The sequence below is a fragment of the Halopseudomonas sp. genome, assembly GCF_041579695.1.
Taxonomy (GTDB): Bacteria; Pseudomonadota; Gammaproteobacteria; order Pseudomonadales; family Pseudomonadaceae; genus Halopseudomonas.
Genome location: NZ_JBFGFI010000077.1, coordinates 1 through 13,604 on the forward strand (window position 1 = coordinate 1; position 13,604 = coordinate 13,604).

General features: G+C 56.9%; 14 protein-coding genes and 1 pseudogene. 12 read left to right on the plus strand and 3 right to left on the minus strand.

Annotated elements, in window-relative coordinates:
- Nucleotides 1-264: 264 nt before the first annotated feature.
- The gene (gene purL / locus ABYA88_RS12880) at nt 265-4,170 is read left to right on the plus strand and encodes a phosphoribosylformylglycinamidine synthase (RefSeq protein ID WP_373187760.1); all 3,906 of its coding nucleotides are present in this window, start codon (nt 265-267) and stop codon (nt 4,168-4,170) included.
- Between the two features lie 247 nt (nt 4,171-4,417).
- On the opposite strand, the pseudogene ABYA88_RS12885 reads toward purL, so the two are convergent.
- Nucleotides 4,418-4,522, minus strand: a pseudogene (locus ABYA88_RS12885) (recombinase XerD); the annotation flags it as partial.
- A 272-nt stretch (nt 4,523-4,794) separates the two neighbouring features.
- Between ABYA88_RS12885 and ABYA88_RS12890 the strand changes: the two are divergent.
- The 5 genes from ABYA88_RS12890 (at nt 4,795) to ABYA88_RS12910 (ending at nt 7,138) form a co-directional block, all read left to right on the plus strand.
- Complete coding sequence (locus ABYA88_RS12890) at nt 4,795-5,205, plus strand: thiol-disulfide oxidoreductase DCC family protein (RefSeq protein ID WP_373187762.1); 411 nt, start codon at nt 4,795-4,797, stop codon at nt 5,203-5,205.
- Between the two features lie 111 nt (nt 5,206-5,316).
- The gene (locus ABYA88_RS12895; RefSeq protein WP_373187763.1) at nt 5,317-5,718 is read left to right on the plus strand and encodes a GFA family protein; all 402 of its coding nucleotides are present in this window, start codon (nt 5,317-5,319) and stop codon (nt 5,716-5,718) included.
- Nucleotides 5,719-5,821: 103 nt separating this feature from the next.
- Nucleotides 5,822-6,109, plus strand: a complete 288-nt coding sequence (locus tag ABYA88_RS12900; protein ID WP_373187764.1) for an excalibur calcium-binding domain-containing protein — start codon at nt 5,822-5,824, stop codon at nt 6,107-6,109.
- A gap of 137 nt (nt 6,110-6,246) precedes the next feature.
- Nucleotides 6,247-6,642: a hypothetical protein gene (locus tag ABYA88_RS12905; RefSeq protein WP_373187765.1), complete on the plus strand. Its 396-nt coding sequence runs from the start codon at nt 6,247-6,249 to the stop codon at nt 6,640-6,642.
- A gap of 79 nt (nt 6,643-6,721) precedes the next feature.
- Entirely contained in the window at nt 6,722-7,138 is a 417-nt protein-coding gene (locus ABYA88_RS12910; protein WP_373187766.1) for a GFA family protein, read from the plus strand.
- Between the two features lie 135 nt (nt 7,139-7,273).
- Here the strand turns inward: ABYA88_RS12910 and ABYA88_RS12915 are convergent, their stop codons facing one another.
- Entirely contained in the window at nt 7,274-7,600 is a 327-nt protein-coding gene (locus ABYA88_RS12915) for a GYD domain-containing protein (RefSeq protein ID WP_373187767.1), read from the minus strand.
- Between the two features lie 252 nt (nt 7,601-7,852).
- Here ABYA88_RS12915 and ABYA88_RS12920 point away from each other — a divergent pair, with 252 nt between their 5' ends.
- The 6 genes from ABYA88_RS12920 to ABYA88_RS12945 all read left to right on the plus strand — a co-directional run bounded on the left by ABYA88_RS12920 (nt 7,853) and on the right by ABYA88_RS12945 (nt 12,848).
- Complete coding sequence (locus ABYA88_RS12920; protein WP_373187768.1) at nt 7,853-8,254, plus strand: hypothetical protein; 402 nt, start codon at nt 7,853-7,855, stop codon at nt 8,252-8,254.
- Nucleotides 8,255-8,371: 117 nt separating this feature from the next.
- Complete coding sequence (locus ABYA88_RS12925; protein ID WP_373187769.1) at nt 8,372-8,578, plus strand: hypothetical protein; 207 nt, start codon at nt 8,372-8,374, stop codon at nt 8,576-8,578.
- A 143-nt stretch (nt 8,579-8,721) separates the two neighbouring features.
- Complete coding sequence (locus tag ABYA88_RS12930) at nt 8,722-10,101, plus strand: C13 family peptidase (protein ID WP_373187770.1); 1,380 nt, start codon at nt 8,722-8,724, stop codon at nt 10,099-10,101.
- A gap of 243 nt (nt 10,102-10,344) precedes the next feature.
- Nucleotides 10,345-11,187, plus strand: a complete 843-nt coding sequence (locus tag ABYA88_RS12935; protein ID WP_373187774.1) for a DMT family transporter — start codon at nt 10,345-10,347, stop codon at nt 11,185-11,187.
- Between the two features lie 40 nt (nt 11,188-11,227).
- On the plus strand, nt 11,228-12,280 hold the full coding sequence (locus tag ABYA88_RS12940) for a DUF2235 domain-containing protein (protein ID WP_373187771.1): 1,053 nt from the start codon (nt 11,228-11,230) through the stop codon (nt 12,278-12,280).
- Between the two features lie 25 nt (nt 12,281-12,305).
- Nucleotides 12,306-12,848: a macro domain-containing protein gene (locus ABYA88_RS12945; protein ID WP_373187772.1), complete on the plus strand. Its 543-nt coding sequence runs from the start codon at nt 12,306-12,308 to the stop codon at nt 12,846-12,848.
- Nucleotides 12,849-13,046: 198 nt separating this feature from the next.
- Here ABYA88_RS12945 and ABYA88_RS12950 read toward each other — a convergent pair whose 3' ends face one another.
- Entirely contained in the window at nt 13,047-13,283 is a 237-nt protein-coding gene (locus tag ABYA88_RS12950) for a hypothetical protein (RefSeq protein ID WP_373187773.1), read from the minus strand.
- Between the last annotated feature and the right edge of the window lie 321 nt (nt 13,284-13,604).

The following is a 13,604-nucleotide window of genomic DNA, read 5'->3' on the forward strand; positions in this document are numbered from 1 at the left end:
ACGCCCTGGTCGCGCATTTGCTCCAGGTGGGTAGTGGCTTGCTCGCAGCCCGACAACAGCGCCGCAACAAGGACAGTGGCCGACAGCGGCAGCAGAGTGAGTCGAGTCAATTTTGCTGGCATGGCATCAGTATATGCAAAAGTGCAGGGGGTAAATAGCTGCTTGCTGTTCGACCATGTGTCATCAGCCTGCCATGGCCCCCGGAGCCAGCTTGGGGTATCCTATGCGCCTTCCTTTTTACACTTCTCCGAGGCCGTAACCAGCATGCATACACTGCGTGGCGCCCCAGCCCTTTCCCAATTCCGCCGTGACAAGCTTCTCGCCCGACTGCAGGAACGGGTTCCCGGCGTGAGCGCCGTGTATGCCGAGTTCATACACTTTGCCGAGCTGCGCGAAGCGCTCGACGAAGCCCAACTGGAGGTGCTCGAGCGCATTCTGCGCTACGGCCCCTCGGTGCCGGCAGAAGAGGCCCAGGGCACACAGTTTCTGGTCGTACCCCGTTTCGGCACCATCTCGCCCTGGTCAAGCAAGGCCACCGATATCGCGCATAACTGCGGTCTGGAGTCTGTGATTCGCCTGGAGCGAGGCATCGCTTATCACGTGACCAGCGAGAGTGGCGAGCTGAGCGACGCTGATCAGAAGCAGGTAGCAGCCCTGTTGCACGACCGCATGACCGAGCGCGTGCTGGATAACGTAGAGGCAGCCGCCGACCTGTTCCGCCATGCCGAACCGCAACCGTTCCAGCGCGTGGATATTCTCGGCGGCGGGCGTGAAGCACTGGCCCAGGCGAATATCAGCCTGGGCCTGGCACTGGCCGATGACGAAATCGATTACCTGGTCGACAGCTTCAAGGAGCTCAAGCGCAATCCCAGTGACGTCGAACTGATGATGTTCGCCCAGGCCAACTCCGAGCATTGCCGCCACAAGATCTTCAATGCCAGCTGGGATATCGACGGCCAGGCGCAGGACAAGAGCCTGTTCGGCATGATCAAGAACACCTATCAATTGCACAGCGAAGGCGTGCTGTCCGCCTACAAGGACAACGCTGCAGTGATCGAGGGCTTTGTCGCCGGTCGCTTCTTCCCGGTAGCCGGTAGTGCTGAATACCGCGCCCACGAGGAGCCTGTGCACATCCTGATGAAGGTCGAGACACACAACCACCCGACCGCGATTGCCCCCTTCCCTGGGGCGGCGACTGGCTCGGGTGGCGAGATCCGTGACGAAGGCGCCACTGGTCGTGGCGGCAAGCCCAAGGCCGGTCTTTCCGGATTTACTGTTTCCAACCTGCGCATCCCGGGCTTCGTCCAGCCGTGGGAAGAAGACAACGGCAAGCCCGGGCGGATCGTCACCCCGCTGCAGATCATGATAGATGGCCCGCTGGGCGCCGCTGCGTTCAACAATGAATTTGGTCGGCCGAACCTGACCGGGTATTTCCGTACATACGAGCAGACCGTCAGCTCGCCGCGCGGCCCCGAGATCCGCGGCTACCACAAGCCGATCATGATTGCCGGCGGGATGGGCAACATCCGCGCCAACCACGTGGAAAAGGCCGAAATCACTGTCGGCGCCAAGCTGATCGTGCTCGGCGGCCCGGCGATGTTGATCGGTCTGGGTGGCGGTGCCGCCTCGTCCATGGATACCGGCAGCAGTGCCGAAGATCTGGATTTTGCCTCGGTGCAGCGCGAAAACCCGGAAATGGAACGCCGCTGCCAGGAAGTGATCGACCGCTGCTGGCAGCTGGGCGACAAGAATCCGATCGCGTTCATCCATGACGTGGGTGCCGGCGGCTTGTCCAACGCCTTCCCCGAACTGGTCAATGATGGCGGCCGCGGCGGGCGTTTCGAGCTGCGTAACGTGCCGAACGACGAGCCCGGCATGAGCCCGCTGGCAATCTGGTCGAACGAATCCCAGGAACGCTATGTCATGGCCGTGGACAACAGCGATTTCGATCGTTTCCAGGCCATCTGCGAGCGTGAGCGTTGTCCCTTCGCCGTCGTCGGTGAAGCCACCGAAGAGCAGCTGCTGACCCTGACGGACAGCCATTTTGACAACCAGCCGGTCGACATGCCGCTATCGGTTCTGCTTGGCAAGCCGCCGCGCATGCACCGCAGCGTCGAGCGTGAAGCCGAGCCCCAGGACGACTTCGACGCCAGTGCCTTGCCGCTGGAAGAGGCGGTCAATCGCGTATTGCGTCTGCCTTCGGTAGCCAGCAAGAGCTTCCTGATCACCATTGGTGACCGCAGCATTACCGGCCTGGTCGCCCGCGACCAGATGGTCGGCCCCTGGCAGGTGCCGGTCGCTGATTGCGCCGTGACTGCCAGCAGTTTTGATGTGTATACCGGCGAAGCCATGGCCATGGGCGAGCGCACGCCGCTGGCGCTGCTCGATGCCCCGGCTTCCGGCCGCATGGCTGTTGCCGAGGCCATCACCAACCTGGCTGCGTCACGTATCGACAACATCTCTGATATTCGCCTCTCCGCCAACTGGATGGCCGCTGCCGGCCACCCCGGCGAAGATGCCCGTCTGTACGACACGGTGCGCGCCGTCGGTATGGAATTGTGCCCGGCCCTCGGCATCACCGTGCCGGTGGGCAAGGACTCCATGTCGATGAAGACCCGCTGGGAAGATGCCGGCGAAGATCGCAGCGTCACCTCGCCGATGTCCCTGGTCGTCACCGGCTTTGCACCGGTGCAGGACGTGCGCGCCACTCTGACTCCACAGCTACATCTGGACCAGGGCGACACCGACCTGATCCTGATCGACCTGGGCCGCGGCAGGAACCGCCTCGGCGGGTCCGCGCTGGCGCAGGTGTATAACAGCATCGGCCAGACCGCGCCGGATCTGGACGACGCCGAAGATCTGAAAGCCTTCTTCGCCGTGATCCAGGGGTTGAACCAGGATGAACTGCTGCTGGCCTATCACGACCGTTCCGACGGCGGCCTGCTGACTACCCTCGCCGAGATGGCATTTGCCGGCCACTGCGGTCTGCAGATCCAGCTCGACGTATTGGCCGATGACGCCAGCGAACTGCCTGCCGCGCTGTTCAATGAAGAGCTCGGTGCTGTTATCCAGGTGCGCCAGAGCGACACCGAAGCCGTACTCAGCCAGCTGTCGGCAGCCGGTCTGGGTGACTGCAGCGCTGTCATCGGGCAGCCGCAGATGCAACAGAATTTCAGCTTCAACTTCGCCGACGAGGCCGTATTGACCGGCTCCCGGGCAAGCTGGCAGCGTGCCTGGAGCGAGACCAGTTGGCATATTCAGCGTATGCGCGACAACCCTGACTGTGCGGATCAGGAATTCGAGTTGCTGGCCGATGACGCCAACCCCGGCCTGCATGCCCTTGTCAGTTTCGACATTAATGAAGACGTGGCCGCGCCCTACATTGGCGGCAGCGCTCGTCCGCGTATGGCCATCCTGCGCGAGCAGGGCGTCAACGGTCAGGTAGAAATGGCCGCCGCATTTACGCGCGCCGGCTTCACCGCCGTAGACGTGCATATGAGCGACATTCTCAGCGGCAGGGTGCATCTGGAAGACTTCCGCGGGCTGGTCGCCTGTGGTGGCTTCTCCTACGGTGACGTACTTGGCGCCGGTGAAGGTTGGGCCAAGTCGATCCTGTTCAATGCCCAGGCACGGGAAGACTTCAGCGCGTTCTTTGCCCGCCCGGATACCTTTGCACTGGGTGTGTGCAACGGCTGCCAGATGCTTTCCAACCTGCGTGAGCTCATCCCCGGCAGCGAGCACTGGCCGCACTTCGTGCGTAACCGCTCGGAGCAGTTTGAAGCGCGGGTAGCCATGGTCGAAATCCAGCCATCACCGTCGATCTTCCTCAGCGGCATGGTCGGCTCCCAGTTGCCCATCGCCATTGCCCATGGTGAAGGCCACGCCGAATTCGCTGATACTTCAGCGGTGGATGCCTGCGAAGCCAGCAACAGCGTTGCGCTGCGCTACGTGGATAACCGCGGCCGCATGACTGAACGTTACCCCGCCAACCCCGGCGGCTCTGCCCGCGGCATCACCGGCCTGACCACACGCGATGGCCGCGTCACCATCATGATGCCCCACCCGGAACGCGTCTTCCGCGCCTCACAAAACTCCTGGCACCCCAGCGAGTGGAGCGAAGACGGCGCCTGGATGCGCATGTTCCGCAATGCCCGGGTGTGGGTCGGCTAACGCCACCCCTATCGGTACACAACACCCCGGTGCCTGCCGGGGTGTTGTTTTTGGGAAGTACATCACTCCAGTTGAAAATCCTCTTGGACAATACCTGTTGCTCTGGATTAATCTCGAATCCAGCAAAGGAATGCCAGAAACACCCCGCCTCCCAGGCACGGACCGCCTGCACTCCTTTCAAACCAACTAAACGTATCTTCCAATTGTCCGGGAACAGGATCGGGCGGTAGCGTGCCTGAAAAAGGCTCAGCCCCGCGGGCAAAAGCGTGGTCCGATCCTTCGCGCCCTTGCCGTCACGAACAATGATGACCTGCTTATCGAAATCGATGTCCTTGATTCGCAGCCGCGCAGCCGCTGAGCTTTATTTGATACTCGAAAAATCAAATTCACCATGGCCGATAGATGATCTATCGCAGCTATTTATGGAAAGCAAAATTCCATCATGCCGTGGCGCACAAATGACGCCGGTGAACGTCGAGTATCTCTACAAGCACCACTTAAAGTATGAGTAAAGAATCTACTAACAATTGGATGGTGTCGCTCCTGCGGGGCTGGGACGGCCTCTCCGCCGCTTCGCGGCTACAAGACCGCCCCAAAGCTGGGCGTTATGTTTTTTAGAGGCATATGGATAATCGGCATATCGTGGTCTTCGATGGTGTTTGCAATTTCTGCAATGGGGCTGTGAATTTCATCATCAAGAGAGATCCAGACGGAGTATTTGCGTTCACACCGATGCAAAGCGAGCTGGCGCATGAACTCATGGTGAGGTTTAACGTTCCGAACGTTGGAGTTGACACCTTTTTGCTCATAAAAAATGATCGTTGCTATGTGTTTTCCGATGCGGCCCTGGAGATAGCAAAAAACCTGACAGGACTATGGTTCCTGTTTAATGTATTCAAGGTCGTGCCAACGCCGATCAGAGACGCCGCTTATAAACAGTTTGCCCGCAATCGCTATAAGCTTTTTGGTCGGACAGAAGCCTGTATGGTGCCATCGGATGAGTTGAGGTCACGGTTTGTTGGTACCAAAACATAACCAAGCCAAGCACGGCGACAGTTTTTTCATTGCGGCTTTTCCGCCACTACAAAGGTGCACGTGTTGGCGGCGGTATGTGTATTTTATCCACATGCCATGGAAGAGGTTTTGATGACTGATCATCTTGGTTCTTGTCTGTGCGGTGCCGTGAACTTTGAGGTAAGAGGTGACTTCGATAGCTTTTACCTGTGTCATTGTCAGCATTGCCAAAAAGATACGGGGTCGGCTCATGCGGCAAATCTATTCTCTCAGTCAGCAAAATTGGTCTGGCGATCTGGCGCAGATGCTGGGACGTCCTTTACGATTCCAAACACTCGTCATAACAAAAGCTTTTGTAAGTTGTGTGGCTCGGCATTGCCAAGTACTCAGATCCCAGGCTTGCTCGTCGTCCCGGCAGGGTGCATGGACACTAAAATCTCTATGGCGCCAACAGCGCATATCTTTTCATCCAGCAAAGCTGTTTGGGACGAGAGGTTGGAGGACGTGCCAAAGTTCAGGGGGCTGCCAGGTTGAGCTACCAACACATAACCAGTGGCTGTTGGCGGACGCACCTACGCTGCGCTCCGGCACGCCGCAAAGCCAAGCGTTATAGCGCTATCATCTTAGGGTCCTGAGTTTGAAAAAAATAATTCTTATAGCTCTTATCAGTTTCGGCGCGTGGAGCTTTTACACAAAAAATCTAGAAACGGCGCCTAGAGGTACGGCACGCAGCTCCGGTTCAGCAGATCTGCATAGCGAAGTAGCTACTCAGAATCTCCGGCATAGCTTCAAATGTGATGGGCGCCAACATTGCAGCCAAATGACGTCTAGAGCCGAAGCTGAGTTTTTCACAAGAAACTGCCCCAATACAAAAATGGATGGGGATCGTGATGGTATACCTTGTGAAAACGACACCCGTTTCTGATGGCGGGCGCTATAACCAGTCGCTTTTGCCGGACAATTTCTTCACTGCTTCTCGGTTACAAAATTGCCGAAAAGCTCTACGTTATGCCGCAAAGCAGGTTCATGTAACACCACCCATTACAAGGACATGAGGGAACTATGAAATTCATAACAAGAAACTTTAAATGGGTCATGCTGGCGTCTGGCGCACTAACAGCCACAATGTTTTATGGTCTTATAGCTCCTCAAGCAGCACTGGAATCAATGTTCGGCGCTTCATTTAACGGCAACCTAGAGTCCATAATTGTGCGCAGTTGGTCAGCCCTGGTCGGCATTATTGGCATAGTTTTAATATACGGAGCATTAGTCGAAAAACACAGGATCTTTTCCGCCACTATAGGCGCGCTGAGTAAAGCAATTTTTGTGTCACTGGTCATAGTCTATGGCGAAGCTTTTTTGGGCCAAGCAGCTCCGGCGATCATCATGGATATAGTGGTTGTCGTGGTTACCTTAATTTTCTTGGTAGCGGTATGGGTTCAGCGTTCGGAGACATAACGAAGTCGTTCGCTTCGCTCACTAGGGACGGGCTAAAGCCCGCCCCTTAACCAAGCGTTAGACAAAAAAGCGAGGCATTATGTATACAGGTAATTGCTTATGCGGCGGGGTCCACTTTCAGATCCAGGGCGAGCTAGAGCCGATCCAAGTGTGCCATTGCTCCCAATGCCGCAAAGCGCAGGGCACACCGTTCGGAACAAATACACCTGTCAAAGAAGCTGCTTTCCAGTTAAATGGCGGGGCTGAATTGCTTAGAGCTTTTGAGGCGTCGCCTGGCAAACAGCGAGTTTTTTGTAGCAAGTGCGGATCGCCGATCTACAGCAAAAAAGACGCTCTGCCTGGTGTGCTTCGAGTTCGGGCAGGGCTGATCAATGAGCCGTTGTCGTCAAAGCCGGTGGCTCATTCCTATACAGGATCGAAAGCCAATTGGTGGGCCATCAACGACGATCTGCCTCAGTTCGAGGCCGCGTATGTTCCTCAGATCAGCAAGGCCTAACATGCGGCAGCACGGTGACCGCTTCTCCGCCGCTTCGCGGCTACGAATCGGCAGGAGTGCCGGGTGTTAGGCCTCACAAATCACTCCGTTTCAACGCCAGTTATCCTGGAAAGTATGGTGGCTTCTGGCCGCGGGCTACTTCCCCGGCGGCCGGAACTTTGCAGCGATTGCACCAGCGCTCTTCATTGAGTCGACCATCTGCGCCATGGTGACTAACTCAATGGACTCCACATTCGTAAAGCCGCCGCTTGCCATCACTACCATACCAGCCGTGGCCCCAGATACGGCGTCGCCCTCAACTACACAGATTACTTCGCCATTTCCTGAGTACCACATGTGGTGAAGCTTAATGCCGGCCGCATCAAACATTGCCTTCGCGGCTGATTCACGGTCAGCGGGCTGGCTGATCATGCCCTTGAAGGCCTCTTGGCTGTAGTGAGCGCGGGTTAGATAAATGCTCATGGTTATCTACTCCAGGTTGGTTACGCGTGGTTGGTTACGCGTGCCTTTGGGCGCCCATATGCTCTCTCCCAATGTTGAACAGAGTCGCCACACCCTGACACAATATAAAAGTACGCCCAGGACAACACGCATGCAACGCGTTTTCCTGGTTTCCACAGGCACGGGCGGGGGCGGGGGCGAGTGGGGCCTAACCCGACGCTCAAGCGGCCCTCCAACGGCTTTGCTCTACGTTAGGCGCTATAGGAGCAATCTATGCTTACGGTAGTCGCTTTAAAAACATTGGTGATTTGGGTCTGCATTCTTGTTCTGGCTGTTGCCAATGGAGCACTGCGCGAATCTGTGCTTATACCGGGGATCGGAACCCCGGCCGCACTCGTGTTGAGCGGGCTGCTGCTTTCAATATTGATCATTGGTGTGGCGTACTTATCATTTCCTTGGCTACGAATTAGCGGCCCAGTTCAGCTCTTGGGCGTTGGGCTGGGCTGGCTCGCACTCACAGTCGTTTTTGAGTTTTCGTTTGGGTTCTGGCAGGGCAAGTCGTGGCCTGAGTTGCTTGAGGCCTATACATTCAAAGATGGCAACATCTGGCCTGTTGTTCTCGCGGCAACGGTCCTGGCACCGTACATTGCCGCGCGGCTAAGGAGTTGGGCATAGTGCGGCTAAACAGCTGCTGCAGACGGATAAATTACGCACTGCGCTCCCACCGGTGAGCAGAGGCGTTAGAGGGTATTATTTAAATCAAGAAACCGTGCGTTTTCTCTGGAAAAAACCATGTTTGTTGAAGCCGGGTCTGTTTACTTGCAGCTTTTGGTTATGCGAACGCTCGGCCTTGGCGTGTTCGCGGCTGCCGAGTCAGGGGGATGGTCGGAGCCATCGCTGCTGGGCTGGATAGTTGTTGGCGTTTTTTGGGCAGTGGTATGGTGGCGCGTAACTTTGTTCGAAAGCTTTCTGGCAACAGGGCTGATCAAGAAGGTTTAACGTGCCGGTCAACTGGATCGTGCGGCGCGCTCCGGCGTCACTCTAAGTGTATGAGAAGTTCGGTTTTCAGAGCTCTATGATGGAGATGAATCTTGATATTCGGCAAGCATAGGGCCATCCACTTACTGACTACGATAGAAAACATGATTTTTATTCATCGCACCTTTTTGTATCGCACCCTGCGAATGTTTCTTTCCTTGCTGGCGGCTTTGTCGCTGCTAGCCTGCGACGCTTCCCAGCTTTTGCCGCCCGATGCACGCCTGCCTGATGGCAGTACCTATTCCGGCGACACCAGCGAGGGGCTTTTTCATGGCGAAGGCGTCCAGCGCTTTGCCAGCGGCATGATCTACCGCGGTCAGTTTCACGAAGGATACTGGCATGGCAAGGGTGAACTCGAATCGCCAGCGGGGTGGCGTTATGCGGGCGAGTTCCAGCAAGGCCTGATGGCCGGGCAGGGTGTTTGGCAAGACGACGAAAACCGATATGAGGGCGCATTCAAGGACGATGACTTCAACGGCCAGGGACGCTATGAAGTCAACGGGAGTGTCTATGAGGCCGAGTTTGCTGATGGCATGCCAGTAAAGGGAAAGCACATTACTGACTACGGCACCTACGAGGGTGAATTTCTCGACTGGTACTACCATGGCGAGGGTTCTTATTTCTACTCCGATGCCCCAGAGGGCGCTGAAAGTATTTCAGGGGCCTGGGAATACGGTGAATTTGTCGATGCGGATGAAAGTGCTCCGGTGGATACACCCGCGCCGCTGACCGAGAAGATTCTCGCCGAGGATCTTCAGCGTCTTAACGACCAGATCGGGAGCCTGGAAGCCGAGCGGCCCGGCGTGGCTGACGCGTACTTTCTCGCGGTGGGCGGGGACGGCAGTGAATCGGTTTTCATGCGAGATATCCAGGTGGCCAAAGCGGGCCTGCAGGCGCAGTTTGACGTTGAAAACCGCGCCATCATGCTGCTCAACCACCGGGATTATGAAACCTATCCCCTGGCTACCCGGCCTTCAATAGCCACTGCGCTGCAGGCGCTGGATGGGCAGATGAATCCGGAAGAGGACCTGCTTTTTATCCATTTGGTCAGTCATGGCGGACGGGACGGACAATTGCTGTTGCAGCAGCCGGGTATCGAGCTGCCCAATCTGTCTCCAGAGGATTTTGCCGAAATGCTGGAATCACTGAACGCTCGACGCAAGGTGCTGGTGATCTCTGCGTGCTACTCGGGTCACTGGCTAAATCAGCTCAAGGACAGCGACACCCTGATCCTGACCTCCGCTCGTGATGACCGCACATCATTCGGCTGTGGCGACGATTCGGAGATGACCTGGTTCACCAAGGCGCTGTACCAGAGCATCGGCCTGTCCCTCGACGATCCTGATGCGATGTCTGAACAGATCAACGGGCAGGTCAGAGCATGGGAAGAGGAAATCGGCATGGAGGAGGGGAGCTGGTCGTATCCGCAGTTTCATCTCGGTGCGGATCTGCGGCAATGGCTGCAGCAAGGCATTACCCCTTAACAAATAACCCTTCAGATCCGTCACGTTGTCGAAGTCTGTTGAGCGGCGGTAGTCGAAGATCCCGCGCCGGCAATCGTTACAGCGGAATCGTATGCCACTTTCGGCCATATCTGCGGTCCACCGTTCGACCCCAGTCGACGTTGAAAGGCCCGCAAAATGATACCGCACACGCCATCGCAAATAAGACTGTCCGCATCAGACAACTGGGCGCGCCTGAGCGCAGTCCTGGTCGCTGCGGCAGCCATGTGCTGGGGGCTGTCAGGCGGAATTGCCGCTATTCTCATGGCTGAGGGCTGGGGGGCCTTTCTGGTGGCGTTCTATCGCGGCGGAATCGGCCTGTTGTTCGTTGTGGTCTGGCTTATATTCCGCCCAGGAGGCAGCGGGCTGACGAGTTCCTCACTGTGGTTCTGGTCGTTGGTTGCCGGTCTTGGCGTGGCGGGGAACTTCTCCTTCTATTTTGTCAGCATAGGTGAAGGCAGCGTCGCGGTGGCCGCCACGCTGATGTACAGCGCGCCGGTGTTCGTCTATCTCGTTTCCTTTGCACTCAAGCTCGAACAACCCACTGCGCCCAAGTGGCTCGCAATCGTAGCGGTAATGTTGGGTATCGTGCTGTTGACCGGTGTGTACGACATCAATGCCAGCGACGTTACTCCACTGGGGATAGGCTCCGGACTGCTTGCCGGCCTGTCCTACGCAGTATTCATTTTCGGCTTCAAGTACGCGGCGCCACACGGCAGTCCGCAGGCGATTGTGGTCATAGCGCTAGCAGTACTTTGTGCTGTTCTTGTCTGGCCGGCGGAAGGCGCCCGAATAGTGGCTGCGTCCGACTCTGCGGATTGGCCGTTTTTTGCGGTGCTCGGGGTACTTGGGGCAGGCCTGTCCTTCATTCTCTACATCGTTGGCCTTAACTACACGGCGCCTGCCGTGGCATCGATTGTGGCGATGCTGGAGCCAGTCACGGCGTCGTTATTCGGCATTGTGATCCTGGACGAGAGCCTGGGCGGTTTGCAGTTATCCGGCATGGCTCTGATCCTGATCACGGTTACCGCGCTCAGTGTGAACTCGACCACAAGCCAGACAACATGATCGTGCCAGGCGCAGCGCAACCAGAGATGGGAGGGACTCCATGACACAAAGACTGATACTGCTTTTTGACGGGACCTGGAACGACCCGGAAGATCAGACCAATGTATACCGGATCACGCGCCGTATTCAGGATTGCGACGGAGCGACACGGCAGCACTTTTTCTATGATCCGGGAGTTGGTACCTCGAAGCTGCAACGTTTCAGCGGCGGCGTGTTCGGCTACGGTCTCAGCACGAACCTGCTTGAGGGCTACGAATGGCTGGCCAGACGTTATCGCGAAGGAGAGGAAATCTGGATATTCGGCTTCAGCCGCGGGGCCTATACCGCAAGAAGCCTGGTGGGGCTAATACGCAAATGCGGACTGCTGCACATCGTTACCCCCTGCTTGCTGGAAAAGGCCGAAAGCATCTATCGCAATGACGATCTGGCGCCAGACTCCGAGGTTTGCAGGGCTTTCAGGAAAACATATAGCCGGACGCCGAGGATCCATTTTATTGGCGTATGGGACACCGTCGGCGCACTTGGAGTACCTGGCACAGTCATCTCCGAACGGGGGAAATATGCCTGGCATGATACCGAGCTCTCCAGCATCGTGGATCGCGCCTATCACGCGGTGGCCCTGGATGAGCATAGGGCCACTTACGATGTGCCGCTTTGGACCAGCGAGGATGGAAGGCAGAAGCCGAGCAACCTCGAGGTGGAGCAGCGCTGGTTTATCGGCGCGCACGCCAATGTCGGGGGCGGCTATGGCTCCGCTGACCTACTGCCGGATATTTCCTTGCAGTGGATGATGGGCAAGGCGGAGAAAGCCGGCTTGAAGCTGGAACCGTTCACCGCTGCGGGAGACGCCTGGAAAACCGAACCAAGGGATTCCTTCAAGGAGTTTTTGAGGGGCGCATATGCCTGGTTCCAGGGACTCAGAAGTGACGAAGGAGATGGTCGATTCAGCAGACGGTATTCGTCGGGCCTGAACGGCCTGCCGGCGGTCAATATTTCGGTGGATGAGAGCGTGTGGAAGCGATGGCGTGATGCTCAACTCGATTATCGACCTCGCACATTGACAGACGCCAGCCGAATTCCTCCCGAACTTTAACCGCGTCTTGACTGGAGACAGCCCCATGATGAAGCGAGAAATTCAGGGAATAACACTCGAATGTCGGCAGGGTGATATTGCTCGGCAGTCCGACATGCAAGCCATCGTCAATGCTGCAAACGCGCAGTTGAGAATGGGTGGCGGAGTGGCCGGGGCTATCCACCGTGCGGCGGGTCCAGGGTTGGAGGAAGAGTGCCGGCCTCTGGCGCCGATCCGGCCCGGACAGGCGGTCATTACCGGCGGGCACGATCTGCCCAATGATTATGTCATTCACTGTCTCGGCCCGGTTTATCAGGTAGACGAGCCTTCTCCCGAATTACTGGCCTCGTGTTATCAAAATGCGCTCAGGCTGGCAGAGGATAACCATGTCCGTTCCCTCGCGTTCCCGAGCATTTCGACGGGCGCCTTCGGTTATCCAATGGAGTCTGCGGCAAAGGTAGCCTTCGGGACGGTGATGGATGCCTTGCCGCGGCTATCGTCGGTCAAACATATCCGTTTTGTCCTGTTCAGCGAAGGGGATGTAACTCTGCATGCCGAGGTTGTCGAGCATCTGGTTGGCTTGAGGTGATGATATAAGGGTCCGCTTGCTTGCAACGGTTCTTCCGGGAGCGGTTTTGTATTTGGGGCGTGAGAGGTGGTTGCGACTTGTTACGAGGAGAGATCCATAGACTGCAGGTCAAGGAGCTGAGCCTCGGGGCCTGTCACCTTTCGAATGACTTGCTCCGGGATTCAGATGGACAACGCAGGCTTTCGCGAGAGGCTGTTATCAGTCAGTCGAAATTTCTGTTTTTACGCCATCTTTGTCTTCGAACTTCAGGCTGACGCCGCTTTCTTTCACTGCAGCAGCAGGGGCTTCAATAATTGTGGTGCTGGTACTGCCGCCGCCACTGTTGCCGCCAAAAACGCCGTTATAGTAAAGAACGCCAGCCCCAACAATGAGCAGGCCGACTACAATGATGGCGACGATGGCGACGCTGTTGCTATTATTTTGGGTGTTTTCCATATAAACCTCGGGATCACTCTGATATCGCCACTTCCTTCGCAGAGTATCGACTCCGCTATGCGCTCAGGTGCCGCAGTATGCGCTTTAATCCTGCAGGGCATAGGGTTATTTATGCGAGGTTGTCCGCCCTGCCTACTAGCCGTTCCGAAAAGGTCCTTTTCGATGTCCGATGATGCCCTGAAGATACTTTCTGACCATGTTGGCGATGCCCATGCCCGCATCCAGGCTACCCATGAGCATATCAACCCGGTAATAGAAGTACGCCGCGGTATGCGCGATGCCGGCATACCCGCTGATGTGATATCAATAGACTGTTTGCGA

What these genes read in the sequence shown, in the direction of transcription:
- purL (WP_373187760.1), top strand. Translation starts at nt 265, where the DNA reads ATGCATACACTGCGTGGCGCCCCAGCCCTTTCCCAATTCCGCCGTGAC.
- ABYA88_RS12890 (WP_373187762.1), top strand. Translation starts at nt 4,795, where the DNA reads ATGGATAATCGGCATATCGTGGTCTTCGATGGTGTTTGCAATTTCTGC.
- ABYA88_RS12895 (WP_373187763.1), top strand. Translation starts at nt 5,317, where the DNA reads ATGACTGATCATCTTGGTTCTTGTCTGTGCGGTGCCGTGAACTTTGAG.
- ABYA88_RS12905 (WP_373187765.1), top strand. Translation starts at nt 6,247, where the DNA reads ATGAAATTCATAACAAGAAACTTTAAATGGGTCATGCTGGCGTCTGGC.
- ABYA88_RS12910 (WP_373187766.1), top strand. Translation starts at nt 6,722, where the DNA reads ATGTATACAGGTAATTGCTTATGCGGCGGGGTCCACTTTCAGATCCAG.
- ABYA88_RS12915 (WP_373187767.1), bottom strand. Translation starts at nt 7,600, where the DNA reads ATGAGCATTTATCTAACCCGCGCTCACTACAGCCAAGAGGCCTTCAAG.
- ABYA88_RS12920 (WP_373187768.1), top strand. Translation starts at nt 7,853, where the DNA reads ATGCTTACGGTAGTCGCTTTAAAAACATTGGTGATTTGGGTCTGCATT.
- ABYA88_RS12925 (WP_373187769.1), top strand. Translation starts at nt 8,372, where the DNA reads ATGTTTGTTGAAGCCGGGTCTGTTTACTTGCAGCTTTTGGTTATGCGA.
- ABYA88_RS12930 (WP_373187770.1), top strand. Translation starts at nt 8,722, where the DNA reads ATGATTTTTATTCATCGCACCTTTTTGTATCGCACCCTGCGAATGTTT.
- ABYA88_RS12935 (WP_373187774.1), top strand. Translation starts at nt 10,345, where the DNA reads ATGTGCTGGGGGCTGTCAGGCGGAATTGCCGCTATTCTCATGGCTGAG.
- ABYA88_RS12940 (WP_373187771.1), top strand. Translation starts at nt 11,228, where the DNA reads ATGACACAAAGACTGATACTGCTTTTTGACGGGACCTGGAACGACCCG.
- ABYA88_RS12945 (WP_373187772.1), top strand. Translation starts at nt 12,306, where the DNA reads ATGATGAAGCGAGAAATTCAGGGAATAACACTCGAATGTCGGCAGGGT.
- ABYA88_RS12950 (WP_373187773.1), bottom strand. Translation starts at nt 13,283, where the DNA reads ATGGAAAACACCCAAAATAATAGCAACAGCGTCGCCATCGTCGCCATC.